Annotated in this window: 22 protein-coding genes; 15 read left to right on the plus strand and 7 right to left on the minus strand. The window is 48.3% G+C overall.

The window, feature by feature from the left end; all coding sequences use genetic code 11:
• The first annotated feature begins 116 nt into the window (after nucleotides 1–116).
• Nucleotides 117–1,079, plus strand: coding sequence for a hypothetical protein (locus tag AC1DWB_RS20725; RefSeq protein WP_477542996.1), 963 nt, complete (start codon nucleotides 117–119; stop codon nucleotides 1,077–1,079).
• A gap of 280 nt (nucleotides 1,080–1,359) precedes the next feature.
• Here AC1DWB_RS20725 and AC1DWB_RS20730 read toward each other — a convergent pair whose 3' ends face one another.
• Nucleotides 1,360–1,986, minus strand: a complete 627-nt coding sequence (locus tag AC1DWB_RS20730; protein WP_477542997.1) for a DUF1796 family putative cysteine peptidase — start codon at nucleotides 1,984–1,986, stop codon at nucleotides 1,360–1,362.
• Nucleotides 1,987–2,127: 141 nt separating this feature from the next.
• On the opposite strand from AC1DWB_RS20730, the gene AC1DWB_RS20735 reads away from it, so the two are divergent.
• The 5 genes from AC1DWB_RS20735 (at nucleotide 2,128) to AC1DWB_RS20755 (ending at nucleotide 6,565) form a co-directional block, all read left to right on the plus strand.
• Complete coding sequence (locus AC1DWB_RS20735) at nucleotides 2,128–2,277, plus strand: hypothetical protein (RefSeq protein ID WP_477543015.1); 150 nt, start codon at nucleotides 2,128–2,130, stop codon at nucleotides 2,275–2,277.
• 535 nt (nucleotides 2,278–2,812) lie between these two features.
• Nucleotides 2,813–4,108: an ABC transporter substrate-binding protein gene (locus AC1DWB_RS20740; RefSeq protein ID WP_477542998.1), complete on the plus strand. Its 1,296-nt coding sequence runs from the start codon at nucleotides 2,813–2,815 to the stop codon at nucleotides 4,106–4,108.
• Between the two features lie 682 nt (nucleotides 4,109–4,790).
• A complete protein-coding gene (locus AC1DWB_RS20745) occupies nucleotides 4,791–5,123 on the plus strand; it encodes a winged helix-turn-helix transcriptional regulator (protein WP_055747654.1) in 333 nt (110 codons plus the stop codon).
• 238 nt (nucleotides 5,124–5,361) lie between these two features.
• The gene (locus AC1DWB_RS20750) at nucleotides 5,362–6,090 is read left to right on the plus strand and encodes an NAD(P)-dependent oxidoreductase (RefSeq protein ID WP_477543016.1); all 729 of its coding nucleotides are present in this window, start codon (nucleotides 5,362–5,364) and stop codon (nucleotides 6,088–6,090) included.
• Nucleotides 6,091–6,103: 13 nt separating this feature from the next.
• The gene (locus AC1DWB_RS20755) at nucleotides 6,104–6,565 is read left to right on the plus strand and encodes a DUF2269 family protein (protein WP_477542999.1); all 462 of its coding nucleotides are present in this window, start codon (nucleotides 6,104–6,106) and stop codon (nucleotides 6,563–6,565) included.
• A 536-nt stretch (nucleotides 6,566–7,101) separates the two neighbouring features.
• On the opposite strand, the gene AC1DWB_RS20760 is transcribed toward AC1DWB_RS20755, so the two are convergent.
• The 3 genes from AC1DWB_RS20760 to AC1DWB_RS20770 all read right to left on the minus strand — a co-directional run bounded on the left by AC1DWB_RS20760 (nucleotide 7,102) and on the right by AC1DWB_RS20770 (nucleotide 9,917).
• Nucleotides 7,102–7,896 (minus strand): ABC transporter ATP-binding protein, encoded by a 795-nt coding sequence (locus AC1DWB_RS20760; RefSeq protein WP_477543000.1) that lies wholly within the window; start codon nucleotides 7,894–7,896, stop codon nucleotides 7,102–7,104.
• Complete coding sequence (locus AC1DWB_RS20765) at nucleotides 7,896–8,822, minus strand: ABC transporter permease (RefSeq protein WP_477543001.1); 927 nt, start codon at nucleotides 8,820–8,822, stop codon at nucleotides 7,896–7,898. The genes AC1DWB_RS20760 and AC1DWB_RS20765 overlap by 1 nt, the downstream gene beginning before the upstream one ends.
• Before the next feature lie 69 nt (nucleotides 8,823–8,891).
• A complete protein-coding gene (locus AC1DWB_RS20770; RefSeq protein WP_477543002.1) occupies nucleotides 8,892–9,917 on the minus strand; it encodes an ABC transporter substrate-binding protein in 1,026 nt (341 codons plus the stop codon).
• Between the two features lie 712 nt (nucleotides 9,918–10,629).
• Here AC1DWB_RS20770 and AC1DWB_RS20775 point away from each other — a divergent pair.
• The 5 genes from AC1DWB_RS20775 to AC1DWB_RS20795 all read left to right on the plus strand — a co-directional run bounded on the left by AC1DWB_RS20775 (nucleotide 10,630) and on the right by AC1DWB_RS20795 (nucleotide 16,436).
• Nucleotides 10,630–11,112 (plus strand): DUF6843 domain-containing protein, encoded by a 483-nt coding sequence (locus AC1DWB_RS20775; protein WP_477543003.1) that lies wholly within the window; start codon nucleotides 10,630–10,632, stop codon nucleotides 11,110–11,112.
• Between the two features lie 209 nt (nucleotides 11,113–11,321).
• Nucleotides 11,322–11,735, plus strand: coding sequence for a VOC family protein (locus tag AC1DWB_RS20780; RefSeq protein WP_477543004.1), 414 nt, complete (start codon nucleotides 11,322–11,324; stop codon nucleotides 11,733–11,735).
• Between the two features lie 276 nt (nucleotides 11,736–12,011).
• A complete protein-coding gene (locus AC1DWB_RS20785) occupies nucleotides 12,012–12,515 on the plus strand; it encodes a DinB family protein (protein ID WP_477543005.1) in 504 nt (167 codons plus the stop codon).
• A gap of 410 nt (nucleotides 12,516–12,925) precedes the next feature.
• The gene (locus AC1DWB_RS20790; protein WP_477543006.1) at nucleotides 12,926–14,677 is read left to right on the plus strand and encodes an ABC transporter ATP-binding protein; all 1,752 of its coding nucleotides are present in this window, start codon (nucleotides 12,926–12,928) and stop codon (nucleotides 14,675–14,677) included.
• Complete coding sequence (locus tag AC1DWB_RS20795) at nucleotides 14,655–16,436, plus strand: ABC transporter ATP-binding protein (RefSeq protein WP_477543007.1); 1,782 nt, start codon at nucleotides 14,655–14,657, stop codon at nucleotides 16,434–16,436. Before AC1DWB_RS20790 ends, AC1DWB_RS20795 begins: the two co-directional genes overlap by 23 nt.
• A 194-nt stretch (nucleotides 16,437–16,630) precedes the next feature.
• Here the strand turns inward: AC1DWB_RS20795 and AC1DWB_RS20800 are convergent, their stop codons facing one another.
• On the minus strand, nucleotides 16,631–19,891 hold the full coding sequence (locus AC1DWB_RS20800) for an OmpL47-type beta-barrel domain-containing protein (RefSeq protein WP_477543008.1): 3,261 nt from the start codon (nucleotides 19,889–19,891) through the stop codon (nucleotides 16,631–16,633).
• Nucleotides 19,892–20,073: 182 nt separating this feature from the next.
• On the opposite strand from AC1DWB_RS20800, the gene AC1DWB_RS20805 reads away from it, so the two are divergent.
• From AC1DWB_RS20805 to AC1DWB_RS20820, 4 genes are all read left to right on the plus strand, one after another.
• Nucleotides 20,074–21,456, plus strand: coding sequence for an ABC transporter substrate-binding protein (locus tag AC1DWB_RS20805; protein WP_477543009.1), 1,383 nt, complete (start codon nucleotides 20,074–20,076; stop codon nucleotides 21,454–21,456).
• 266 nt (nucleotides 21,457–21,722) lie between these two features.
• Nucleotides 21,723–22,175 (plus strand): hypothetical protein, encoded by a 453-nt coding sequence (locus tag AC1DWB_RS20810; protein ID WP_477543010.1) that lies wholly within the window; start codon nucleotides 21,723–21,725, stop codon nucleotides 22,173–22,175.
• A gap of 821 nt (nucleotides 22,176–22,996) precedes the next feature.
• Entirely contained in the window at nucleotides 22,997–24,790 is a 1,794-nt protein-coding gene (ltrA, locus tag AC1DWB_RS20815) for a group II intron reverse transcriptase/maturase (RefSeq protein WP_477543011.1), read from the plus strand.
• A gap of 189 nt (nucleotides 24,791–24,979) precedes the next feature.
• A complete protein-coding gene (locus AC1DWB_RS20820; protein WP_477543017.1) occupies nucleotides 24,980–25,246 on the plus strand; it encodes a diguanylate cyclase in 267 nt (88 codons plus the stop codon).
• A 103-nt stretch (nucleotides 25,247–25,349) separates the two neighbouring features.
• Here the strand turns inward: AC1DWB_RS20820 and map are convergent, their stop codons facing one another.
• Nucleotides 25,350–26,096, minus strand: coding sequence for a type I methionyl aminopeptidase (map, locus tag AC1DWB_RS20825; RefSeq protein ID WP_477543012.1), 747 nt, complete (start codon nucleotides 26,094–26,096; stop codon nucleotides 25,350–25,352).
• Between the two features lie 7 nt (nucleotides 26,097–26,103).
• Nucleotides 26,104–26,688, minus strand: a complete 585-nt coding sequence (locus AC1DWB_RS20830) for a TetR/AcrR family transcriptional regulator (protein ID WP_477543013.1) — start codon at nucleotides 26,686–26,688, stop codon at nucleotides 26,104–26,106.
• Nucleotides 26,689–26,900: the final 212 nt, after the last annotated feature.

Genomic DNA, 26,900 nt, shown 5'->3' on the forward strand with positions numbered 1-26,900 from the left:
GGCTCCAGATGGTCAGGGGAAAAGAATATGATCTTATTCCCGATTTGGAACGAATATCGGTAAGGATCGTAATTACCAGTAATAAGAATGTCAGATGAAATAAGGAGGTTCGTTCAATGCCGGACTCATTCCACGACAGGTTGATGGAAGCAAAGGAGCGAAAGTCCCGATTGGAGAAAATAATGCGTAAACGAGAGGAGCTGCAGAGACGGCTGCAAGAACAGGAGCGGATGAGCGTACAACTGGAGATACAGGTCGAGTCAGAACAGGCGGATGTTGATGAACTGACCCGAATGTCGCTGTCCAATTTGTTTCATACCATCCTTCGAAGCAAAGAGGAACAGCTTGAATTAGAACGTCAGCAGGCATTAGCAGCCGTGCTTAAGCTTCAGGAAGCCAAGCGAACTCAAGAAATTATTAAAACCGAAATCATTCAGGTTGGAGAGGAACTCACCACTTTACAAAATGCGGAACATGATTACGATCGGTTAATGGCGGAGAAGGAATCGGCACTTCGAAACTCGCCTGCCGCCTCTCCTGAATTAGCAGAAATTGAGACGCAAATAGCCGATCAGACCATCTTAGTCAAAGAAATTCATGAAGCATGGACAGCTGGTAAGCGGGTGCTAGCTTCTCTGGAGGAGGCTTCTTCCAGCCTGGAGAAGGCGGAAAATTGGGGCAAATGGGATTTATGGGGAGGAGGAGGCGTGATCAGCACGCATTTGAAGCATAACCATGTAGACGACGCGAAGCAGTTCATTCACAATGCGAACTACCTAATGCAAAATTTCCACAGTGAACTGGATGACTTGAAGCGCACTGTCCATGTAGATATCGACATTAGTGGCATGCTGAAGGGTGCGGATTATTGGTTCGATGGATTAATTACGGACTGGGTTGTACAAGGGCGGATCAAAAATGCACAGGACCAAACACTGAAAGCGATTCAGCAGGTGAGATCCGTAACCAGCCAGCTTCAATCAGAGCACACTTCAGCCGAATCTAGACTAAGGGGGCTGAGAACGAAGCACGTTGCTTGGATCGAAGGGAGATCATTGAATGGATATGAGAGCACCTAGGTTTGCGTAGCAGGCATGGCACGGTTTACAACAACTATACAACCAAGGAGAGACGATTGAGAATTTAACAATCATGTCCTACTGGCTCGTTCCAAGTAATGGTGACGGCAACGCGCCCAATAATGCATTAGCCGATAAGGGAGGACTATCGTTCGCTGACTTATCTTGAGCGACGGGGATTTTTGGTCGCTTTCATTGTTCCACTAAACGGGACACTATAGTTCAATTCAAGGGCTGCCGTGAGGTGCAGCCCTTCTTTACGCTAAGCGAGCAGATATGTTCAGTTATGAAGTTGGACTTTGAAGCCGTTCATAGACGTATCCCAAGCTTGGTTTAATCCCCTCCAATCTTCTCCTTTCGGCAGTAGCACCGAGCAAATTCCGTCCTGCCCCCAATCCTCGTATATCACGTCTGTGTGATCCTTCTGGTGGTTATTCACGATTAAAAGCTGGAATTTACCATGCATCAGCTTCTTTAATGCTGCGTGCAACTCCTGTGCTTTCTTTCTTTTCGTTTGGGTTCTTATAAAAAGAATAGGTTGATCTTGAATCGTTTTCATAAATCGGTGTACACGGCGGTTGAGCGTTTCTTTAAACGCGGGATAGGCTTCCGACCATCGTTCCACAGATAGAGGAAAATCATGATAAGATACGACGTGATATGCCTTATCTCTTATAACATAGCACTCATTGGTGAAGCCAACCAGCTCGAGCTGGCTAAGTTCCATAAATCCATTGAAACGATGATCTATCAAGCGAACCAATCCGCTGATCGAATCGGAAACAAACCAATCTAAGGGACCCGCATTTATTCGTAAGCCCAGTCTTTTGAGTTGATATGCCGTTTGGCATGTCGAACCCAGACTAATGCATGCCTTATAACTTCCTATGGAATCGCGCCATTGCAAAACGTTCACTCCCGTCTCAAAAACCGATCTCCTCCACAGTTACGATCATAAATAAAGTATGCAATTGTAAGAATAGCGCTTGGGCGAACATAGTCCGTGATTGTGGAAACGGTACAGTCAAAAATCAAACCGGAAGCGAACATGATATTTGGAACGGTCATCGATGAAGAAGCACAAGATAACTTGTTGCTCACCATTGTGGTTGCCGGATCGATTCACAGGAGAAAAAAAGGTCACCCACACGATATGGACAACCTCCGGCAAAAAACTCTGAGCATAACCTTTTATTGAATCCCGTTGGTGTCCAGAAAATTCATTGAGATTATTTATTATCTGACATTGTCGACAGATGGCCGATCTTACGGGCGCGCTAAAGAAGGAAGGGCCGCTGCTGACCGAAGGGCTCAAGCCGGAACGCATGCCGCTGTTCATGAAGAATTTCATCTTCAACCCGACGTTTGCCGGCAAAACATACTTCTTGCCTGACAACTACTCGACATCGTCGCCTAACTTACCAAAGTCATCGAATTCCCATTCAGGTGGGAAGCTTTTTTGAATTGACAAATTAATTATTATATATAATATATTATATATATAACATTATCGAAAATACATAATCATTATACAAATATTTGCCCAATCACCGTCTCCCACGTTTATACTTGCGATTTGGAAGAGTACAAGCTATAGGAGGTGATGAACGTTAGCGAATAGCCGGTTATGACTATCGAATTTCGCGATGCCGTGTGCGATCCAAGCCCGAAATGATTCTGAGAGGAAAAGGAACATGTTGTGTAAAAAAATAAAATCAGTTGGGGTGGTTATTTTGTTAAGGAAACGGATATTCGTCGGGTTAGTTTTATCCATGCTAGTCACAGCAACAGCCGCTTGCGGCGGTCAAACGAAAGTGGAAACGAAGGAAGAACCGGTTATTAAGAATGATCCCGTTACGGTAAACTTGGCTGCCAATAAAGGCTTCATGTCCGATGATGAGCTGAGCCAGTTCGCTGCGGCCGTCACAAAGAAATATCCGCATATTACGATCCAAAGAACGGATACCGCGGTAGCGGGCAGCAAAGTATCGGAATTGGTAGCATCAGGGAACATCCCCGATCTTATATTGGAAGCTCCGTTGAACATATTGGAGTTTCAGGCGCTAGGGCTTTATTACAATATGGAGGAACTGATAAAAAGGCATAAATTCGACCTGGCCCGTATACAACCGGAGTATTTGGAGTCGATCAAGGTGGGCAGCTTCTCCGAGCAGCTGGTTGGCTTGCCCGTTTATAACAACGGGTTCGGGTTATTATACAATAAGGATTTGTTCGACCGATTCGGGGTTTCTTACCCGAAGGACGGCATGACGTGGGAAGAAATACGGAGCTTGGCCGTGAAGCTGACCAGGAATGAGAATGGGGTCTCTTACCTCGGCTTGCACCCGAACAGCGTGTATTGGGGAGCCTATCAATTGGGCTTGCCTTTCATAGATACTGCTACTGATAAATCTGTTTTTCAATCGCAAGGCTGGAAAGACCTTTTCCAATTTTGGTATAGCTTACTTAAAGTGTCTGACGATGGCGTAACTCCTAAACCGATCGCAGCTATCAAAGGTTTTCAGGACGGTCAAGTTGCCATGACAATGGGATACAGCGCACTATTGCCAGCGATGGTGAAGATCAAAGGCTTGAATTGGGATGTTGTCACATATCCGGTCAATCCCTCTGCGCCCGGCGTCGGTCAGCGTGTCGATTCGTATAACCTCATCTTGACGGCTCAAAGCAAAAATAAAGATGCCGCCTTCCAAGTCATCGAGGTGCTCTTATCTGATGAAGTACAGACGATGATATCGAGAAACGGAAAAGTGTCGGTCCTCAAGGACCGGAAAATCCAGGATCAATTCGGTCAGAACAACACGGATTATCAGAATAAGAATGTTATAGCTTTGACTAAACCGAAGCTCGCTATCGTAAAACCGTTCAAGTTTTCATTCCCACAAAACCCCGCATCGATGATTGATCAGGCGTTCAATGAAGTTCTCAATTCGGGCAAAGATATCAATACGGCATTGCGGGAAGCGGAAGAGAAGATGAACACCGCTATTCAGGTCATTCTAAAAAAATAAATTCCGATGAAAAAGGATCGCGGCCGTATGCTGCGATCCTTCGTATTCGTGGGCGTCTATACGCCGATCGGAAGAGTAATTGTTACTGTCAGAAGCACTGATTTGGCCTGTAATCGATGACAGATACTTGGCATGCAAGATTTGTGCAATAGTACGATCAACCAACAGGTGCCGAACGTTCATCGTTTCGATCGGGTTATAAGAAAGTCTGTGACCGCCATAGTGAAATAGGAGATTTTTCCAGATTCCACTGTCCGGGCAACGGATGCTTCACGAAGGAGGTATAACTTGGGTATAGCATATAGGTTGGGATACGTGACAATGGTGGTATGGCTAATTTACGTGCTCTATGTCATACAACTCGTAGACGCATGGAATGATTTGGAAAAGCAGTACGAAGGGGGAAGCAACGCTAAGCTCTAACGGAGAACGTTAGTTCAATGAAACAGCGACAGTCTAGGACTTTATTTTCTCGTCCTTGCCTGTCGCTGTTTCAATTTCTAAAGTCAGTCTAAAACTTGTTTTATGGAGTCTGGCGGTACGACAATTCGAAATGCCGCGTGGAATAAAGACATCCAGTCTAACACATTTGGTTGACCGGATTGCAAACATCCTGTAAAATTTTGTTAAGTATATACTTTAAGGTAATGAACTTACTTAAAGGTAAGGGGATGATTTATCAATGATTCATCAGCTTGAATGTCCAGTGGAGACAATCATTCATGTTCTAGGTGGCAAATGGAAACCAATGATTTTATGGCATTTGATACAATCCAATAAGCGATTCAACGATCTGGAAAAGCTTATACCTGATGTTTCTCAAAAAATGCTTTCACAACATCTACGGGACTTGGAACGAGAGGGCATAATCGATAGAACGGTCTACCCCACCGTCCCTCCAAAAGTAGAATATTCCCTTAGTGAATATGGCAAAACATTGATTCCTGTAGCAGAAGTCATGTGTGCTTGGGGAGAAAACCATAATAAGCGGAAATATGAAGAACCTGCTTCTTAAAGATGGTTCAATTAATTTGTACACTAATTCAAGCACTCATAACAAAAGCTGCCACGGGATTTGACCTGGCAGCTTTTTCTCATTTACAGTCAGCATTCCTATCCCTTTCTGCTTATGCTTACTTTTAAGTAAGTACCCTACATTAAAGTGGGTTCTTATCAAGATTTTGAAACGATGCTACGCTTGAGTCAATCCAAAGATGAAATATCGGGAGCATTTATAAAAGGAGGAAAAAATGATGAAAATTATTGTTTTCGGAGCAACGGGAAATACAGGGAGAAGAGCGCTTGAGCAAGGGGGTAAAATGGGACATGAAATGACAGCATTCGTGCGAAACTCTGAGAAGTTTTATGAACAGCAAGGCGAGCGTTCCGCAAAACATGTGAAGGTGATCGTGGACGATATCATAAACCCAGTAAGCGTCGGCGAGGCGCTCTCGCATCAAGACGCCGCTATTATTGCTGCCGGCCATGCAGGTCAAGGAGATGAGTTCATTCGTCTCGTTGATAACATTATAAGCCAATGTGAAGTCCACCCTAGTTTTTCTGGGAGGGTATGGGTAATGGGAGGTGCCGGCCTGCTGGATATTCCATATACTGATCTCATTGGCAACAATCTGCCCGGCTTCCCACCCGCGTATAAAAATCACAACCGGAATTTTGAACGACTGCTGCAGTCTGAGCTCGATTGGTCAATTATGTGTCCGGGAACTATGATTGATTCGATAGAGCCTCCGGCGTCGGTTTATCTAAATGTGACAACGGAAACCTTACCCATATCAATTCCGGAGACGATTAAGGAATTTTCCGAGGCCGATATAGCCGGTTACTTGTTCAGCCGGCTTCAAGAGCTGGATGTTGCTTATGATGAAGTCGTGAAATGCATGCTGGACCATATCGAGCTCGGAGGGCCTTTTAAGAGAAAAAGGGTCGGTCTCGCCTATCAAAGCGATATTCCGGTGCGCTAAGAGCAAGAAGGAGATGATCAGTTTGTTTGGATGGCTCCTCGTTTTGCATATATTGGCTTCTATCGCGGTGATCGGTCCCTCTTTCGTGGTACCCGTCATTCGAAGGTCCGCTAGAACCGCCGGCCAGTTGCGCTTTGCTTTTGATGTAACGAACAAGCTTGCCATCCTGCCTAAAATTGGCGGAGCCGTACTTATTATTACTGGGGTTTGGCTAATGATCATAACCCAGATGGGGTTGTCCCAAATGTGGCTAAATATATCGGTCCTTTTATCGCTGCTCATGGTCGCCACGATCGACGGATTGATCGGGCCGCGCATTAAAAAGATCATGCAGATTGCATCTATAAGTCAAGGCAAAGGGGATGAAGTACCCGCCGAGCTCGGTCGATTGATGAAAAAGATCGTACCAATCGAGACGGCGTCACAGCTGCTGATGATTGCCATAACCGTGCTTATGGTCCTTAAGCCATTCTAAAGAAGCCGTCAAGCCTTTTAACAATCGGCCCGTGATTCATGTTGTTCTGAACAAGGGGGTCGATTATGGAAGCAATACGTTCAGTCAAAGCGCTCATTACATAGGATAAAGATCCTAGTAAGTTTCCCTGTAATATTTGGTTGCAAGAACTAATCGTGAACTACTGAGATCTTGAGGATGAACAGTTTACCGGGGATACTTGGACCGTACCCGTTAGAATTACTAGTCAGATTGAAGGAACATGGCAAACATATGCGGATGTACGATTTTTAGTCGATGATGCGCCTTGGGGAGATCTTGTCAGTGGGTACACCTTTAGATTATGGGCTGGAAGAGAGATTGCCACGGTTAAGGTTCTATAGTTCGCACAAGAGGTTACGCTGACGATAGTTTCATGATAATTTATGAAGGGCTGCCAACTCGGCAGCCTTCATACTTATACAAGTGACGCGCGCGGCCGGGGCACAGTTGGACACAGGGCGCCGATCGACACGGGTCGCCGGCGGATGTCTAACCCCATATCATAGCTCGTTTATTCAGCCAAGAACTAACCGATCGTCGGACAGTTTATTCCCGCTGATTTTCTCAAATTCCCCGAGAAGCTGCGCTACGGTTATATCTTTCTTCCGCTCTTGTTCGAGATCGATTAAGACTCGGCCTTTATCCATCATGAGCAGGCGGGTGCCCAGCCGGATAGCCTGCTCCATATTATGGGTGACCATCAATGTCGTGAGTTTCATTTCGCGGACGAGCTGCTCGGTCAGCCTGGTAATCAGCTCGGCACGTGAAGGGTCCAAAGCGGCCGTATGCTCGTCAAGGAGCAGGATATCCGGTTTGGTGAAAGTAGCCATTAACAAGCTGAGCGCCTGCCTTTCGCCGCCCGACAGCAGGCCCACCTTGGCCCCAAGCCGATCCTCGAGACCCAAGCCGAGACGCTGAATCTGTTCGCGGAACATGGTGCGTTTGCCGGATGTTATCCCTAACCGAAGTCCCCGTGATTGTCCGCGCCTATAGGCCATAGCCATGTTTTCCTCGATGGACATATGAGGAGCGGTGCCGGCCATCGGATCTTGGAAAACGCGTCCGATCCAACCACTGCGCTTGTATTCCGGAAGGTGATGGATCACATTGCCTTCAATGCGAACTTCGCCGTAATCCGGTTTCGTGACGCCGGAGATGATGTTCATCAACGTGGATTTGCCCGCCCCGTTACTTCCAATCACCGTGACGAATTCACCGGCTTTCAGCTTCAAGGTGATCCCGTTCAGGGCGACTTTCTCGTCCGGAGTGCCCGGATTGAACAACTTCGATATTTTCGATAATTCAAGCATTAGCGGTCACCCCTGGTTGTGTTATCGGTAGGAGTCCCGGCAAAGTAAGCGGAACGTTTTTTCGCCAAGTTTTTTTGCCTCCATGTTCGTTGAACTGAAGGAAGCACGAGAGCGATGATTACGATGACAGCCGTGATCATCTTTAAGTCGGAAGCATCGAGCCATTCAACCTGCAGGGCGACGGCGATCACGATCCGGTAGATGATGGAACCGAGTAGAACGGCTAGAGTCGCCCGGAAGACGGTAGAGGCTCCGAAAATCGCTTCTCCTATGATGACGGAAGCCAAACCGATTACGATCATCCCGATCCCCATCGATATATCCGCGAAGCCGGACTGTTGCGTGATCAATGCTCCAGATAAGGCGACCAGGCCGTTAGACAGGCTGAGCCCTAAAATCGTCGTATTGTCCGTATTCGCACCGAGACTGCGGATCATTCGGGAATTGTCGCCGGTCGCCCGAAGCGCCATGCCCAAGTCGGTATGCAGAAAACCATCCAACAGCAGCTTAACTAGGATCACCAAAATCGGCATAAAAACGAGTGGATGGACGACGGTGAATATCGTATCCACTCCGAGCAAGGAGACATTAGGTTTGCCCATTATCCTCATATTGACGGAATACAGGGCGATCATCATCAAAATTCCGGACAGCAATCCGTTGATTTTGCCTTTGGTGTGTAAAAGCCCCGTGCAAGCTCCCGCGACTAGACCTCCGCCTAATGCAGCAAAAGAAGCCACCCAAGGGGAAGCCCCATGGGAGATGAGGATCGCCGCGATTGCTCCACCGGTTGCAAAGCTGCCGTCAACGGTCAGATCCGGGAAGTCCAATATCCGAAATGTGATGTACACGCCCAGCGCCATTAAAGCATAGAGCAGCCCCAGCTCAATCGATCCGGGTAACGAGTCAATCAATGACTCCATCATGAGAGTTGCCTCCTTATTCATGTGAAGAGGGTGGACATTAGGCGTCTGTCCACCCCCTTAAAATGACATTTATTGAATAATGTTATTCTTCTGGTCCTTGACCGCACTTTTCATCGCGTCGGTAACTTCGATTCCCTGAGCTTTGGCCGCTTTCAAATTCAAGATGACGTCGAGCTTGTCCGGTACGGTTACTTTCATATCGGCCGGTTTCTTGCCGTTTTTCAAAATATCCGCTGCCATCTGGCCGACTTGGTAGCCGTGGTCGTAATATTTGAAACCTACGGTGGCAAAGGCACCTTTTTCAACGGTATCGCGGTCGCTGGAGAAGAAAGGAATCTTCTTGTCGTTCACGACTTTCAAGATCGTATCCACGCCGCTGACGACGGTATTGTCCAACGTAATGTATATCGCGTCGACACGGCCTGCCAGCGATTCAGCCGCCTGCTTGACCTCGGATGTATTCGTAACCGGCGCTTTGATTAACTCGATACCGTGTTTGGCAAGAGCCTTTTTAGCGTGATCGGCCATTACGACAGCATTCGACTCCCCTTCATTGATGACGACACCGATTTTTTTTACCTTCGGGAAATTATTGGCGACAAAATCCATCAGACTGATAATGGCTTCCGGATTCGTATCGGAGGCGCCGGTGACGTTGCCGCCAGGCTTGTCCATATTGCTCACGATTTTGGCGCCGATAGGATCGGTAACGGCTGCGAACAAGACCGGCGTATTCTTGACCTGCTGAACGAGTGCCTGTGCGGAAGGTGTGGCGATTCCTATGACCAAGTCGTTTTTCGCCGAGGCGATCTTCTGGGCAATGGACAAGTTGTTGGCGGAATCGTTTTGTGCGTTGTTGTAATCGACTTTTAAGTTGCTGCCTTCCGTGAGGCCGGCATCTTTCAGCGCAGCCAAAATGCCGTTGCGGGTCGCATCCAAAGAAGAATGCTCCACGTATTGGGATATCGCGAGTTGATAAGTTTTCTTGTCGGTATTGCCGCCTCCGGATGCTGCATCCTTCGGTTTCTCTCCGCAGCCGGATGCTATAGCCAACAGGGCTGCCGAAAGAACAAAAATTCCTAATTTCTTTTTCATAGTCGAAACTCCTCCAGTAAGATTGGTAGTATTGACTGGCATACTCTTATGCATGAAAGCGGTAAAGTAAGCGTGCACAGTCGAAAAAGACATGTCGGTACAGCCATTATTCTATAGTATATGGTGCCTTACAACCCGTCAAAGGTAATGATTTCTACAGGGATACAGTACAAATTCGTGGGTGATTTAGAAAAAAAGCATAGGATATTTAGCAATATGGTGTGAATTTTGCCTACAATCGCGCCCACGCGGGCACGAACGATCTCAGCCAGAAGGCCTTCAGAGTGGATGGGGGCTATAAATGCTCTTGCTCCCGCGAGATGAACGAGCATGCCGGCATGAATCGGCAGTCTCGTTACACGCGGCAAAGCCCGCCAGAGAGGATCCGGATGCGTAGCTGTGTTCCATTCTCATCCCTGGTGCCTGGCGTCGGCCGACGTCGTACGAACCGCCGACGTTACGCTGCGGGCAGGATAACGCAACTTTCCAACTAATGGAACCGTAATAAGAATGTATTAAATTCCCGACAGAGCAAGAGTAATTGGAACTTAATGGACGGCATGTTTCGTTCGGAACAGTACGCGTTATTTTCAGAGCTATGTCGACGGAAAAAAAGTAGATAATTTTTACGGGAAGCAATGGCATCATGAATTTGTTGACTGATCAGACAAGTCAGGCTGGACTAAGCAAGGAAGTAGGGGAGAGATCGGTTATGATAAAAAAAGCACGTTTTTCTGATTTAGTTATTCCGTTCTTCGCTGTGATTGTAACTATTTCCATTATCGCAGGAGGCATTATTTTATTAAACAGAACGGATAGAACAACTACACATCTTTTCTTATTGCCAAAGGGGTTTACGGGATGGGTTGAAGTTACATACGAACAACCTGGTTTTCCTGCTTTAATAAAAGAGGGTCGCATTTTAATCTATGAGGTCCCACCTTCTGGAAAAGTAATGACTACAAGCAAGAATGTTTCAGGAACCATGGTTTTAAATTATGTTGAGCAAGACGGTCGGCGAATTGAAATTCCAACAGATGTGTCAATGATCCATGGACAGGGCACATCAGGGGGGGATAGAGGCGGACCCAATGGCCTTATTGAAAAGTTCCCTGAAAAACTGACCTTTTTTGTWGGAACGGAAGAACAATGGCAAAAGGCGAAAGAAAAACGACCAAATACGACCAGCCCATGAACATTAGAAGACAAAATCGACTTGTATGTTACAATCCAAGCAAATGAGGCTGCTGCGATCAGATCGGCGGCCTCGTTACGCGGGCAGTTATGTTCAATAATTCATTAATTCCATCTTCCTATATATTCCATTAATTGTTATAGTATTAGTATTAAACTGCGTGATAGCTTAATAGCTCTATTCAATCTAAAGTAGAAAGGAATGTAACGATGAGTATTCAGACAAATGGACCCGTTCTAAAGGGATTGGCATGTATCTACATCCCTGTATCAAATCCATATGAATCTGCCCTATGGTACATAAAAAACTTCAATATGGAAGTAGCTGGATACTCACAGCCACTTATTCCAAGAAAGGATATGGTTTCGTTAAGAACAGGATCAGGATATAATTTATTCTTAATTCAAAGTAATGATAAGAGACCGTTGAGCTTTCACAATAAAGATGGGTATCATCAGCCTGCATTTTGCATACATGTTGAGGATATACAGGCTGTTTTTAAGAGTTTGAAAGCCAATAATGTAGAATTTGGAGATATAGTTTTAAGGGATAGAGATAGCTGTGGAACAGACCTAGAAATTTTGGACCCAGATGGAAACAAGTTTCAGCTTTGCCAGCAATAATAATCAAAAAGTTAAAATTGTTACTTACAAGGCTGCCGCGGATCGGCAGCCTTGTAAGCTATTCTAGCTAATAGCTTGGGCACCCAAATTGCTTGTGAGCGTTATTTGAAGGACTCCTCATTATCTGAACCCTTGTAGGATGCAATTCAACCGAGGGACGGGCAGGATTGCGTAATTGTTCCTTATCCGAGTTTGGGTATAAGAGAACCTTGTCGCCCTTCGAAAGCGAACATATGTTTGGTACACTAGAAGAAAAATATGGGAGCGTGAAGGGTTTTGGACAGTTCAACTATTGTGATTGACCATCTCTTAAGGAAATACAAAGCAGACCAGAAATGGACTCGCATTGCCATTGAACAATTGTCTGATGAGGATATCGTATGGTCACCTACACCTGAGAGTAACAGCATCGCAAATTTGGTAGCACACATTTCGGGGGCTTTATATCAATGGTTTGAAACCGCATACTTTGGTGCTCCACATAATGAAGATAGGAGTAAAGAATTCGAACGCGGTCTGCAAATGACAAAAGAGCAAGCATTGGAACTTTTGAAGAAATCATACGACAGCGTCATACAAGTTCTTGAAATCATAAATGCAAACCCAGAAAAGTTACTGGATCAACCATATTTAAACTATCCAACGTTCAGCAGTGCCGGCCTAGACAATCAATCCACAATTCTAGAAATGCTTCTGCATCAATTCAGACATTTACCTAGTCACACAGGACAAATCTATTACATTGCAAAAATGAGGAAGGGGCATCTAGTTTGGGGATAACACTAGCTAGACGGGTACTATAGTTCAATAACCAACAGGCTGCCGACATAATTGGCGGCCTCATTATGTTAACGGGCAGTTTAGATCAATGTACTAACAGAGGGAAGATGAGGAAATCTAAGGTTTTTAGAGATAAACAGAGTTATTATTTTCTGAAAATCCTGAATTTAGGCATTGTAATGTGAATGTGTAAATCTATGCAAAATAGCGAACATGCGTTTTTGAGGTTTGTAAAATAAGATATTATATTTTACGATAGATAACATTCGAAACCAAGAATTAAGGAGGATGTTTAAATGAGCAATATATTATTAAATTCAAGAAAAAACACTCTTGATAATAAAGGGGTAGCCAATGATAAAGAGGCGTGAGCGTTATCCATATCTGTTATAGATAATAGAGGTGTGTTTATGACAACAAGGCAATGGGTTACAAAATTTGTGTTGATGCACAAATGGGTGTTTTTATGTGGGTTCATCATCACTACATTAGGAACGGTGACCAATTTGATTTATCCGTTCCTCAACGGGAAAATTATCAATATCGTTTTTTATGATAAAGACATGACCGCCTTTTTGAATTTGTGTTTTATCTATGCTGGCATACTCCTAATCAATCAGTTTGTCGTTATGACGTTAAACAATCTCATTCAGTCACATTTGATGACGGGTTTTGTCTTTGATATACGGCGGACTCTGTTCAAAAAGATATTACATAAAAAAGGGAAAGACCTCTCCGGGATGTATAGTGGAGATATGATCAGCCGAATGAACAACGACACCAAGGATATTATGAATCTCGTATTCTCGAGCGGTCTTTGGGGATATTCTAACTTTTTACATATACTATTCGCTGTCTGCTTCATGTTTTACTACAATATATTTTTGGGAGTTTTTACAGTCGTTCTGGTTCCCGTGGTGTTCTTTACCTCGAAACATTTCAAGAAAAAATCGCAAAATGTCAGGAAGGATATTTCAAAGGAACAGGGCAAACTATCCTCTTACTTGTTTGAAATCGCGAAAAATTTGCAGGAGATAAAAATCCTTAACGCACGTAAACAAGTAACAAGGTTTTATTCAAGAAAAACGACAGCCATCAATAAAATGAAAGTGATAAGCGGAAGAATCGACGTGACGGCAGAAAGGGTTAATTCGTTCATCATGCTTATCGCACAACTGGTGATATTTGTGACCTGTGCCTATTTCATTGTTAAAGGCCACATGCAGCTCGGCGTTTTTGTAGCCGCCTTAAGCTATTTCAATATGGCTGTGACCTACTTTAGCACCATAAACGGCAGAATTGTTGAGGTCGGGAAGCAACTTGTCTCCATACAACGTGTCGTGGATATTCTGAATGAAGATGAAGAGGATTACAAAGAAAGCCATCCGCCGAAACAAATAAAGGAGGGCACGATTGAATTTAACAATGTCACATTTGGGTACTCCGAAGATAAGCATGTTCTGAACGGATTCAATCTCCGTGTTGATGCAGGAAGCACAATTGGCATTGTCGGAAAGAGCGGCGCAGGTAAAACATCGATGGCGAACCTGCTCTACAATTTATATAACGTTGACGGCGGCGAGCTTCTGATCGATGGAATGAATGTCAATGAATATAACTTACATAGCTTGCGGAGCCAGGTGGGTATTGTCCATCAGGAGACAATCCTTTACGATCATACCCTACGTTACAATCTTTCATTTACGAACAACAAGGATCATGATGACGCATTACTGGAAGCGCTTAAGAAAGCCTCCCTTTATGATGTTTTCCTGACACTTCCAAACGGACTGGACACGATGCTTGGAACTGACGGGCAAGAATTATCCGGCGGGCAGAAGCAGCGTCTGGCTATCGCCAGGATATTAGTCAAGAATCCCAAGATTTTGATCTTCGACGAAGCCACATCGTTCCTTGACAGCCAGAACGAAGCGTTTATTCGGAGCATGATGGGGGATATGTCGAAAGATCGGACGCTTATCATAATCGCCCACCGTTTTTCCACCATCAAAAACTGTGATAAAATCGCGGTTTTAGCGGACGGCGTTGTTGCAGGCTTTGATACTCACGACGTACTGATTAAAAGCAATGAAACGTATATAGACTTATTCCGCGAACAGTACATAGGAGATGAAGCGTATGAACCGGTTGGAAACCTTTAAGGCATTAACTCGGGATATTGATGGCATTAACAAGCCGTTGATTACGCTTGGCTTTTTCAAGGTGTGGAACTTAATATTCGGGCTTATCCCTTTGTTCTTGTACTCGTTTTTGGTGAATCGCGTTTTAGTGGATAAACATATGAACGAGCTTTCGCCTGTCATCATCGGTTATCTGGCTGTTTTCCTATTCGCGACAATCGGGATCACAGTCAGTAAGAGGTTTTCAAACCGGTTAATACTGAAATATGACCTGAGAATAAAGAAAAAATTGCTGAAAAAGTATACCAGCCTTGATCATGATGTATATAGCAAATATAGCATTGGCGACGTTAAGAGTCGGATTGAAAGCGATTCTATTGTTGCCGAGAATTTTTTTACGACCCATATATTAGATTTTATTTACGGCGTCGTTTACGCTGTTGTGCTGGCGGGTATTTTGCTAAGTTACGACTGGCGGATCGCGCTTATCAGTTTTATTTTTGTTCCGATATCTTTTTTAACGGTTAATTTTTTGGGAGGAAAATCGAAGAAAGCCAAAGAGGAACTATGGAAACTGCAAACAAAATATGAAACCTTTTTACACTCGAATATTCAAAACTGGAAAGATGTCAAGATCAACAACCTTGAGGACGCGCAGCTTGATGAATTAAACGGACACTACAAGAAGATAAGGCCTATTTGGTTTCTAAGCCAGCTCTATTTGCATCTAGGGATTACCTATTCGTATCTCACGAAAAACTTCATTACCCAGTTGTTTATCTATTTTATTGGCGGATTATTCGTAATTAATGGTTACTCGCAAGTCGGTGTGCTGCTCGTATTTATTAGCTTTTACGGGCAGTTTTTCGGGCATATAGAAAGCATTAGTAATTCCATAATAAACTTCAAGAATGATTCGGTGAATATCGAAAAAGTTGTCGAGATACTGAATTTAGAAGTAGGTAAGAGACCCCATAAGAAAATTGACGGAACAGATATTCATGTTGAAAATTTGGAATTTACATATGAGGGAAACGATTCATTTGCTCTTGACGGTATTTCGTTCTCCGTGAGTAAGGGCGAACATCTGGCAATCGTCGGAAAAAGCGGCAGCGGCAAGTCTACCATCGCTAAACTGTTGACAGGGAAGATTAAACCGCAAGGTGGTATTGTACGCATTGGCGGCATTGATATATATACTGTGAACAGCGAGAGTCTGTCAGAAAAAGTTAGTATAGTTGTGCAGGAACCGGTTCTTTTCAATATGACGATCAGAGAAAACCTATTGCTGGCAAAGGTCGACGCAACCGATGCGGAATTGATAGAATGCTGCCGCAGAGCGAGTATTCATGACTTCATTGAAACCTTGCAGAATAAATTAGATACGATAATCGGAGAAAAAGGTGTAAAACTTTCAGGGGGCCAGAGACAGCGCCTATCTATTGCCCGTGCGTTATTACAGGACAGGGACATCATCATTTTTGACGAAAGTACAAGCGCTCTTGACAACGGAAATGAGAATGACATCATTACAGAACTCAAGAGCCTTTCATCGGGGAAAACCATGATTTCCATTGCTCACCGTTTATCTACTATTTTGGACTGCGACAAGGTGCTGGTTTTAAATGATGGCGCGGTGGTAGCTTTTGATACCCATGAAAACCTACGTAACAGAAACGAAACCTATGATTTGCTTTTCCAAAATCAGTATATAGCAAGTGGAAATGTTACAAGATCGACAACCGCAAGTCGCCGGATTATACGATCGTGGAAGCCTTAATATAGGAGCATCGTTTCTTTCTATCCTTCTACGGAAGGGGCCAACAAAGATTTATATTGAAAAGTCAATAAGCGGCCGATGGAGCTCGGATGCAGCCGGAAGGCGTAGCCTGGGAGAGAATGGGATTTCCGTCTCTCCCCTGCGAACCGACCGGCTGCGCTCCTCGATGCGTTCGAGCTCCAGGCTGCCGCAGCTTAGCCCTGCTGAAGCAATACGCGCACGTCGCGGATCAGAATATCCGCAGCCGCGGCCGATATGTGCTTGCCCCGCTGCGCTTCCAGTTCACTCAGCATCGGCTGCAGATTGCCGTTCCGAAGCTTGCTGCGCAGGCTTGTCGCGATGCCGCCGTTGTCGATCGAGCCGTCCGCCGCGAACCGGTCGATCAAGGCTAGCAGGGACGAAGTGTTCGTGTCGATCCGGAACGGAATCGTGACGCTCGCGACGTTGCCCGCCAAGTCGCCCGCCGTCGCGTGGAAGACGTGCGGGCCGAGCGGCAGTGCGGCCAACTCGAGGGAGGCGTCCACCGCGATCGGTTGCTCGTCGAGCGTAACGGCCGTTAGCGACAGGTCGACACCGGACAAGGCATCCGCAATCGACGCTTTCAGCTCGATCCGTTCCGAATCGTGATAAGCCGCTTGCGGCAGCACGTTCAGTCCGATCGCGGGAGGCGTCCGGTCGATGCGAAACGAAACCGACTTCACCACTTCTTGATTGCCCGCCCGATCCTGGGAGCGGTACAGCACCTCGTACGCGCCGTCGACGTCGAACGCCGCCGTCCCGCTGTACGTCTGCCAGAACGCGCCGCCGTCCACGCTGTACACCGAACCGGTAACGCCGGACTTGTCGTCCGTCGCTTCGAGTTTCAGGCTAACGGGAGACGAATACCAGCCGTTCGCCCCGTTCGGCGTCTGCGGCGACAAGGTGGCCGTCGTGACCGGCGCCGCAGTATCCGGCGCTTCCTCGGCGGGCGGTGTATACTTCCACAAATCCGAATTGTTGTCGGAGAAGTACAAATGGCCGAACCGGTCGCGGTTCAAATAGTTGCCGAACGAGCTGTTCAGCAGCACGAATTCCATCGTATCCGGCTTGATCGTGAAAAACTGGCCGCGCGATGTGCCGTACACGTTGCCGTCTGCGCCGGTTTGCAAAAACGCGTACGTCCAAACCGTGCCGTCCTTATACCGTCTCAACTTGGCCGTCTTGTACGTAAACAGCCGCGTCGCCGGGTCGAACTTGAAAATCGTATCCTCGGCGACGCCCCAGACGAGGCCATCCGGCCCGATTGTAAGCCCGGTAACCCCTTTTCGCCCGATGGCCGGCACCGCCTCGAACACTTTTTGCTTGGTAGAGGGATCGAAGATGAACAGCTTGGCGTTCGTTTCCGTAGGTCCGCTCGTGCCGAGACCTCCGTAAACGGTCGTGCCGACATAGAGCAAGCCGTCCTTGTATGCCATCGAAACGATGCTTTGGTTCGGCACGATGTTGCGGAACACGTCCAGCTTTTCCGTGGCGAAGTCGTACATGGCGAGCGCTCCCTGGAGCGACGTCGAGTTCGGCACCGTGCCGACGAACAGCGCGTCTCTGTCTTCGGCGTACGCCATCGCGAACGGACGGTCCTGCCCATGGGCGCGCAGATCGAACAGCTGCTGCGGATTGCTCGCCGACCACGGCTGGCCCGGGTCGTATTCGAGGATGCGGGCGCCCGCGTACGCGCCGATCAGCATGGTGCTGCCGCGAATCGCGGACGATTCGACTTGGCCGAGCTCCTCGGTTTCGGATACGGCGCCGGTAACCGGATCGTAGGAAGTAAATCCGGACATGTAACCGGCTGCGTACATTTTGCCTTCGGGTCCCTGATGGAGGCTCTGAATGAGCGTCGGCGCCCCTTCGTACCCGGACAGCTGAACCTCCGCCCGCCCGGTCGTCATGTTGTAATGAATGATGTTGCCGAACTTGCCCCCCGCGACGAACGTCAGGCCGGGCCAGTCCGGGCTGACGAGATCGACGAATTTACCTTCGTGGAAATTGACTCCGCCCGACATTTGCTTGAGCAGCGTCGACGAACGCGTAGTCACATCGTAGGCGTATAGATGGCCGCCGAGCGAGTACAATACCTTTCCGGGCTGGCCTGGGATCGCCGTCACCCGTTCCGAATGAATGTCGATGCCGGCCGGGTCGTAATAGTCGACGGCGTTGTCGTCCCCCCGCAGGACGAGCAGGTCAGCGTTCGAGAACTTGACGAACAGCCGGTCTTCGGCGAATTCCATGCCGTACGGCCACGCGTACGTATCGCCTCCGCCCGGGATGGCGCCGGAGAGCAGCTCGACCCGGCTTCCGTCCGGATTCAACCGGTAAATGCGGCTCTTCGTTCCGCCGACGCCGACGTAGAGAACGTTCCGCTGGCTGTCGTAGGCGAGTGAACGTACGTACTTTTGCTCCGGATCGAACGCACCGAGATCGCGGATCGCTCCCGCCGCGGGATCGTACTCGAACAGCTTCCCGCCCGGATATGTGCCGGCATACATTTTGCCGGCTGGACCGGCTGCTAAAGAGAACACGTGCGTTTCGGCGCCGAACCGGCCGATGTAACCGAATGATTTGCCGTTCGGGGTATACCGGTACAGCCCGCCGTCATAATGGGTGCCGACATACACTTGACCGTCGCTCGCGACTTTGACGCCCCAAGCCGCTTCCACGCCCGGCATCGGGAATGTGCGCAGCACGTCCCGAGAGGCCGCGTCGATGACCGCGAACGCGGTCGGCACTTCTGCCCGACCTTTGAACACCGTATACATGACCGGCTTGCCGTCTTCGATGCCGATCGCGCTGTCTTCGTTGATCGTTCCTTTCACGATGCCGCCGATATTTTCGAACGTTCCGATTCGATTCAACTCGATCCCCACCTGATCGGCATATCCACGCGTAATTCCCGTAGAGGAGGAATACAGAAGAACGGTTCCGGTCGCCGCGTTCGCGGGGACGACCGTCGACGTCGCGTTTTTCGTCCAGCCGCCGTTCGTCTGCGTAATGAAGCTGCTCGATTCGCCGACTTTGACGCCCGACGCGTCAAAAAATCGGATGTAAATCGCCATGGAACCGTTTTCAACTTTCATCATGGCTGATGCCGAGTAGCTCGCGCCCGGAACGACGGCGAACGGATCGCTTTCCAGTCCGAGCGCTTTCGCTGCGTTCGTGTCGTCGAGCAGCAGACTGTTCGTCCCTTCGTACGCTTGCGCGGACGTGATGCCGAAGCTCATCCCGCTGTCCCCGACGCCGAACGTCTGCGTCCATCCCGGAATCGCGGAGCCGGGCGGTTGTTCCTCGAATCCGGCGTTGCGCACTACCGGTGGCGCGGATGATTCGGCGGCGATCGCGGGGGACGCCGGTACGAGTCCGGCTGCCATACCAAACAACGCCATCCCCGCCATCGCCTTTCGAATGCGACTTCTTCTCATTCATCCTCATCTCCTTTATTTGACTCACCTGTGACTCACAACTTATCATAAAAGAAAAAAACATGAAGTGTCAATACGACTTCGAGCCTTTTTTTGGCATCAACTTGAACAGACGACCCACTATTTAGTAAAATTAATCCTACAACGCGCCCGAAAGCGGGCGGGAAAAGGGACCGATTCGCATGACCGACCAACCAAGCCGTAAAACGGCCCGTCTCCGACTCGAGCATATGATCGGCACGCTGCGGGGCGACATCATCACCGGCAAGCGGCGTCCGGGGGAATTTTTTCCGACCGAGCGGGAATTGTCTAAGCAGTTTCTGCTCAGCAACAAGCTCGTGCGGGTCGGGCTGGGCGCCTTAGTCGATGAAGGCTTGATCGAGAAAATCGCCCGCATCGGCAATCGGGTAGCGGAGCAGCTCCCGGACCGTCCGGTTAGCCTAAGGTTCTGTTATCCGGCTTCGCTGGATCGAGAAGCGGAGCTGGGCGCCCTCATCCGCCGATTTCACCGCGACCATCCGAACGTTCACGTGCAGCCGATCCCGATCGCCTTCCACGAATATTACGATACGGTCAAAGAATATTTGGAGACCGGGCTGATCGACATCGTGGCGATGAATTACAACAACTTCCACGACTTTTGCCGAAACGGCCGTTTGGACTTGCTGCTCGAATGCGAACGGGACGACGGGGCCTATTATCCGTTTCTCGCCGACGCCTTCTCGTCAGGGGGCAAGCAGTATGTGAGGCCGTTCGTTTTCTCCCCGCTCGTCCTGTGTTATAACCGCGACCATCTGCGGGACGCCGGCTTGCCCGATCCATACCGCCCGGGCAGCTGGGAGCAGCTGACGGAAGATGCGGCGCGGCTGACGGTGGAGAACGAACGTTTCGGCTTCTATTTCTTCCTCCAATCCAAAAACCGTTGGCCGGTATTCGTGATGCAAAGCGGCAGCTTGGGCTTTGCCGAGGCCCCCGGACGGAAAGAAGCGGTCGACGCGATTTTGAACGGTTTGAACGTATGCCGGGAAATCATTTATGCGCCGAATACGTTCCCGACGTTTTTGTCCGGAAGCGACGCCGATGCCGAGGAGCTGTTCGCGCAGGGGAAAGTTTCGATCATTTTGTCGTCCTATATGGCGATGAACCACCTCCGTGAATCGGACGTCCGCTTCGATATCGCGCCGCTGCCGGTGCTACACGAGCCGGCGACGATTATGATGACGATCGGCCTAGCCGTAAATAAGCGGTCGGAATCGGCCGGCGCCGCCCGTAAGTTCGCCGATTACCTGCTGTCCGAGGAAGCTCAATCGGATATTCGCGCAAAAACGCTTAGCATCCCCTCCTTGCGGCAAGCGGCGGAACGGACCGGCGCGGAAACGATGTACCGCCCGCCGGGCTTCATGTCGTATTTGGATATGGTCTCGTACATGCGCCTATTTACCGACCTCGGCTTGACCGCCCCGCAGATGGACGCGATCATGAAAGAAGCGCGCCTGTACTGGGCGAAGCTTCAAAGCGAGAGCGGCATGCGCGGGAAAATCGCCGCCATCCTGCAAGCGGATTGATCCGCCAGCGCGATAGCCCCCATCCGGCAAGGTGGGGGCTTTTTGACGCTTGCTAAGGCGCCGGGTTGCTCTTGTTAGAACCCGCTTGCCGCGGGGCCGGGGCCAACCAGGACTGGTTGGACTAAACGAAAAGCTTGAAAACCAGCACCCGCCTGTCAAGGCTAAATTGTGCGACCTTTGCCAAACATTTTTTTAACAAACAAACTTTGGATTACATACATTAACCCATGACAATTGACTATATCAATTGAGATGGAGGACGTTTAATGAGTAACCTACTCATGCAACAATATGCTTATGCTGGCGAACCTTTTTGGGGGTTACCGACGGTTACGGGGTACCGACAGCCACATCCAATTTTAGTGGAGGCCAGACAAACTGCCCCAAATCAAATTTTAATGATATATGATCAACGGTCTGATTTAGCGTCAGCAACGAATGTTTCAAATTACTGGATTAGAAGCAATATGGGTCCTGCGGGTATCGCGAGCGTGGGCATGAATGAAGCATTAACGGCAGCCAATGCAGTACGTCCTGATATGGCGATGATTACACCAGCAGACAATTCGAGAATGAGATTTATCATGACATTCAGGGTTAACGCTATGCGTGGTGTCATGTATACTGTGCTCCCTTGTTTTGTTAATTTAGAAGGAATGACAGGTTTCATGGGAGAAAACTGGGGTCCACTTAGTAGAAACATGTTTATTGGCATGTAAACAAAATATTAAACTATCGCTTATGTCTTATCTGTTGTTGATCTAACGGGAACGATAGCGCAAAAATGACACCAAGGGCAAGGCTGCCGAAATATCGGCRGCCTYGTTCCGCTAACGGGCAGGTTCGACAAGTTCTGCAATAAGCGCTACTGCGCGAAATGCAGGAGATTTAATAACAAATCTTAACTTTACAATCGAGGATGGGAATGACGGAACCATGTATCCGAAAACCATCCCACCAACACTCCTGCGTGCGTCATGGCTGACAGGCCATGGGGTACGAAGTTCAGGTAGATTCGGCAGAACGAAGGCTAGAGCCATTCGAGCAGAAAAGGTATGCCAACGGATATGCCGCGCGGCTGAAAAACTGAATATGGTGAGAATCGTTCCGAGAAAGGAACTGACAAACAACCGAATGTAAGGGTCTAAAGTTAGAACATATGGAAACATATGGGCCATCCAACGATGGTGTGAGTGGCGTAAAGTAAAAATCTGCCCTCTGAAATACGCTATGCCGAACTATGGCGGCATCCAGCTCACAGGCCTAAAGGGAGCACCTAAGTTCAGAACGAATAGCTAGATTGTAAGGGACTTAGAAAGCAAGGGACGTTGCAACAAGGGCTGTCACCCGAAACGGTTGCTATAAGGCATAGCCGAAATGCATTTATCCCTGTGAGGGCAGGGGCACGACTGATGAACCTCCTGTAATGGGAGTGGAGGAACAGCCCCGAGTCTAATTGAAAGAACGATCATTCTCCTAATGTGAATTGCACCGATCGGGTAGGAACGTGGGAACATCACCTCATAGGAGGGATGCCACAGTGCAAGCCTTGAGATATTGGGATTACTACGGCATGACGGAACTCTTTACCGACTTATACAATAGAGCCGTGAACGAAGAAACCTTTCTGGACTTGTACGATGTGATCACATCGAGAGAAAATATCCTGTTGGCCTATCGAACCATGAAGTCCAATAAAGGCTCGAAGACGCCAGGAACCGATGGAAAAACCATAGCCGACATTCAAAAATTGACCGACGACGAACTAGTTGTAGAAATCCAAAGCACATTGCAAAGCTATCACCCAAAGAAAGTTAGACGGAAACTCATCGAAAAAGACAATGGCAAATTAAGGCCGCTGGGAATTCCTTGTATTCTGGATCGCATCATTCAGCAATGCTTCAAACAAGTGTTCGAACCCATAGCAGAAGCCCAATTCTACAACCACAGCTACGGGTTCAGACCGTTTCGGTCCACTCACCACGCGATGGCAAGGCTACAATTTCTTGTCAATCACTCACAGCTACATTTTGTGGTAGACATTGATGTTTTAGGCTTTTTCGATAATGTTAACCATACGTTGCTTATTAAGCAGCTTTGGAACATGGGGATTCAGGATAAAAGGGTCTTAGCCTGCATTGCGAAAATGCTGAAATCTGAAATCGATGGGGAAGGTATTCCAACCAAGGGCGTACCTCAGGGCGGCCTGTTGTCTCCCATACTTTCGAATATTGTTCTCCATGATTTAGATCAATGGATTGCCGATCAATGGGAGTTCTTCCCTCTGAATCAGCCCCTTAAGACAAGATCAGGCGAACTGTATGCGAAGAGACGAACCACACTCAAAGAAGGATTCATCGTCCGCTACGCGGACGATTTCAAGATCCTTTGTCGGGACTGGAAGACCGCCCAGAAATGGTATCACGCCGTAAGGCAATACCTGAAAGAACGTCTAAAACTGGATATTTCGCCGGAGAAATCCCAAATCGTAAATCTACGAAAACGAGAATCTGAATTTCTTGGATTCACCATCCGTGCAAACAAAAAAGGGAAAAAGAGAGTAGCGCATACAGGCATTAAAGCCAACAAAAAGGCGAAAATCAAGGCTGAGGCCAAGAAAAGGATACAAACACTACGGGCTTCGCCAACCGCTCAAAATGCTATACTCTTCAACAGCTTTGTGCTAGGAATCCATAACTATTTCAGTCGGGCCACCCATGTCAGCGTTTCGTTCGCACGTCTTGCCTATGATCTGCGGGCATTCATGTATAATCGTCTCAAACAGGTTGGGAAGTATGAACATCCTGCAAACCCTCCGCCAGCGTACAGAAAATTTTACAGTTTGGGTTTCAGAACGTTCAAGATAGCGGGGGTATATTTATATCCTCTTGCCAACGTGAAGACGGTGAACACATTGGGGTTCAGTCAAGAACTCACACCCTACACAGAGGCAGGCAGGGAACGAATCTCCCACAAGATGCGTCCAGATATTAAGCTGCAGATTCACCAGTTGCTTAAATCCAACATCCCAAACCGAAGTGTTGAATATATGGATAACCGGATTAGTCGGTACAGCATGAAATTAGGGAAATGCGAAATTACAGGCATGTATGTATTTGCCCACGACGTTCACTGCCATCACTATATTCCGATACATCTTGGTGGAAGCGACAAATTTAGCAATCTACGTATCCTCCACAAGGATGTACACCAATTAATCCATAGCACACTTAAAGAGACGATTGACGTACTCCGATCTCGACTCGACATTAACGAGTCGATGGTAATGAAGATCGACCTATACCGCAAAAAATGTGGTCTGGAACCGATCTAAGATATCCATATCCATGAGTAACGAGGAGCTAATGAACTAGTAAATTCATTTAGATGGTACGCGGGGTGCTTTGGAAACTGGCACGCTCCGTGTGGAGCAGGGGAAAAGCTGGAGATCGCATCAAATGCTTACCTATTGCTACAAATAACGCAATAGGACCGCAGTCGAAATAAAGGACAGAATTGCTCGATTAACGACACCCATGGCCATCATGCGGGAGACCTTGCATTGCGTCATCTGGCCCGGTTATTGTCCGAGTCAGCCGTCGTTTCCGATTTTTTCGCGCGGTTCGCCGGAAATGAATTCGTCGTACTGGCAAGTGATCGCGCCCAGGCGAGCAGCCTCTTCACGATCCTTGAGGATACGCTGTCCGCAAACCTGCTTCGGCTTGAAGACGGGATCGAGCTATCGATTACCGTAATTTCGAGCCTGCTATTATCCGGAAAATGCCTTTGAGCTCTGTAAGAGAGTGTATGAACGCATGTGTCGGATGAAGAAAGATGTTATGCCGAATACGTAAAAATGAAACCGACCATCTCGTGGTCGGCCTCTAATTATTTTATTGCGCGGTCAGGATTTGTGGACCTTCAGCCGTGATGGCGATCGTATGCTCGTATTGGGCGGCGAGCTTGCGGTCCAGCGTCCGCGCGGTCCAGTCGTCCGGATCGATTGTCATGAAGTAGGTGCCTTCGGTGATCATTGGCTCGATCGTGAACACCATGCCTTCCTTGATGCGGAGGCCTTTGCCGGGCTTACCGACATGCATATAGTTCGGCTCCTCGTGCAGGTCCCGGCCGATGCCATGCGCGAGAAGATCGCGCACGACGCCGAAGCCGTTCGATTCGGCATGCCGCTGGATGGCGCTCGTCACGTCGCCGAGCCGATTGCCGGGCTGCGCCTGCGCGATGCCGAGGTCAAGGCATTCCTTCGTTACGCGCATCAGCTTCTCAGCCGTCGGCGAGATCTTCCCGACCGCATAGCTCCAGGCCGAATCGCCGAGCCAGCCGTCGAGCTCCGCGACCGTGTCGATCGTCACGATATCGCCCTTCTCAAGTGGCTTATCGCTAGGGAAGCCATGCGCGATCACGTCGTTGACGGAGGCACATGTCGCATATTGATAACCCTTGTAGCCCTTCGTGTAGGGCTTGGCGCCGTGCTTCAAGATAATGTCCTCGAAGATGCGCTCAATCTCGTTCGTCGTGATTCCCGGTTTGATGAGCGGGGCGATCGTGCGATGGCATTCGGCCACCACTTGGCATGCCTTGCGGATGGCCTCGATTTCATGCTTGCTTTTTAAGATGACCATGTTCGTATCAGGACTCCTTCGTAATAGCTTGCATCGCGAGCTTAGCGATTCGATTGACGTCCAGCTCGGAAGTGCCCGCATAGTAGTGCAACCCGCAGCAGCCGACCAGCACGGCAAGCATATGGTCGACGCTGTCGTCTTCGCGCTGGGCGATCGATTGGAGCGGAACGTACAGTCGTTCCATGAATCGTCTCTTGGTGGGGTGCCGATCCTTCTCAGGCAAGCCTGCATAATGTTCCGCCGCCATTTTGTAGACGAGATATGCGCGGGCGTCCGACTGCCACAGCCGGAGCAGCGCCTTGCAATAAGTCAACAGCTGCCTGTCATCCGGGCTACCACCGCAGATGTTTGCCCATTCTGCCAGGGCTTGCTCGCATCGCTCGAAGCCGCTGCCCAGCACATCTTCTATTAATAAATGCCGGTTGGGGTAATAATGGTATACCGTGCCGTAACCGAGCTCGGCCTCACGGGCGACGTCGCGAATATCAAAGCTGCCACCCGTGCGGAAGTAGGCGCGCGCGGCGGCGTCCAAGATCTGTTCTCTGCGCTGCATGCGGATGAGCTCATTTTGTTCTTTGGTACGGGGGCACATGGGTGCGTGAACCTCCTTGTATAGACCTGCAAATTTGTCGACTTAAATCGTAGCACATGGGGCGGGGATATGCAAATTATCTGTTGGCGAAAGAAAATAAAGTTATTTAATTGAAATAAAGTTCTTTAGTGAACTGAACGAAGACAGACCTCCAGGCAGGTAGTTTCGGAGGCGGCGGTTTTCTGGGAGTGGCGATCCGTGGTGATTTAGAA

The sequence above is a fragment of the Paenibacillus sp. P4_E11 genome (assembly GCF_056401635.1).

Bases quoted from the DNA above. Each gene is read 5' to 3' on its own strand.
- AC1DWB_RS20810 (WP_477543010.1), top strand. From the start codon at position 21,723: ATGAGTAACCTACTCATGCAACAATATGCTTATGCTGGCGAACCTTTT.
- AC1DWB_RS20790 (WP_477543006.1), top strand. From the start codon at position 12,926: ATGACAACAAGGCAATGGGTTACAAAATTTGTGTTGATGCACAAATGG.
- map (WP_477543012.1), bottom strand. From the start codon at position 26,096: ATGGTCATCTTAAAAAGCAAGCATGAAATCGAGGCCATCCGCAAGGCA.
- AC1DWB_RS20755 (WP_477542999.1), top strand. From the start codon at position 6,104: ATGATCAGTTTGTTTGGATGGCTCCTCGTTTTGCATATATTGGCTTCT.
- AC1DWB_RS20745 (WP_055747654.1), top strand. From the start codon at position 4,791: ATGATTCATCAGCTTGAATGTCCAGTGGAGACAATCATTCATGTTCTA.
- AC1DWB_RS20765 (WP_477543001.1), bottom strand. From the start codon at position 8,822: ATGATGGAGTCATTGATTGACTCGTTACCCGGATCGATTGAGCTGGGG.
- AC1DWB_RS20795 (WP_477543007.1), top strand. From the start codon at position 14,655: ATGAACCGGTTGGAAACCTTTAAGGCATTAACTCGGGATATTGATGGC.
- AC1DWB_RS20830 (WP_477543013.1), bottom strand. From the start codon at position 26,688: ATGTGCCCCCGTACCAAAGAACAAAATGAGCTCATCCGCATGCAGCGC.
- AC1DWB_RS20805 (WP_477543009.1), top strand. From the start codon at position 20,074: ATGACCGACCAACCAAGCCGTAAAACGGCCCGTCTCCGACTCGAGCAT.
- AC1DWB_RS20800 (WP_477543008.1), bottom strand. From the start codon at position 19,891: ATGAGAAGAAGTCGCATTCGAAAGGCGATGGCGGGGATGGCGTTGTTT.
- AC1DWB_RS20725 (WP_477542996.1), top strand. From the start codon at position 117: ATGCCGGACTCATTCCACGACAGGTTGATGGAAGCAAAGGAGCGAAAG.
- AC1DWB_RS20780 (WP_477543004.1), top strand. From the start codon at position 11,322: ATGAGTATTCAGACAAATGGACCCGTTCTAAAGGGATTGGCATGTATC.
- AC1DWB_RS20750 (WP_477543016.1), top strand. From the start codon at position 5,362: ATGAAAATTATTGTTTTCGGAGCAACGGGAAATACAGGGAGAAGAGCG.
- AC1DWB_RS20735 (WP_477543015.1), top strand. From the start codon at position 2,128: ATGATATTTGGAACGGTCATCGATGAAGAAGCACAAGATAACTTGTTG.
- AC1DWB_RS20760 (WP_477543000.1), bottom strand. From the start codon at position 7,896: ATGCTTGAATTATCGAAAATATCGAAGTTGTTCAATCCGGGCACTCCG.
- AC1DWB_RS20770 (WP_477543002.1), bottom strand. From the start codon at position 9,917: ATGAAAAAGAAATTAGGAATTTTTGTTCTTTCGGCAGCCCTGTTGGCT.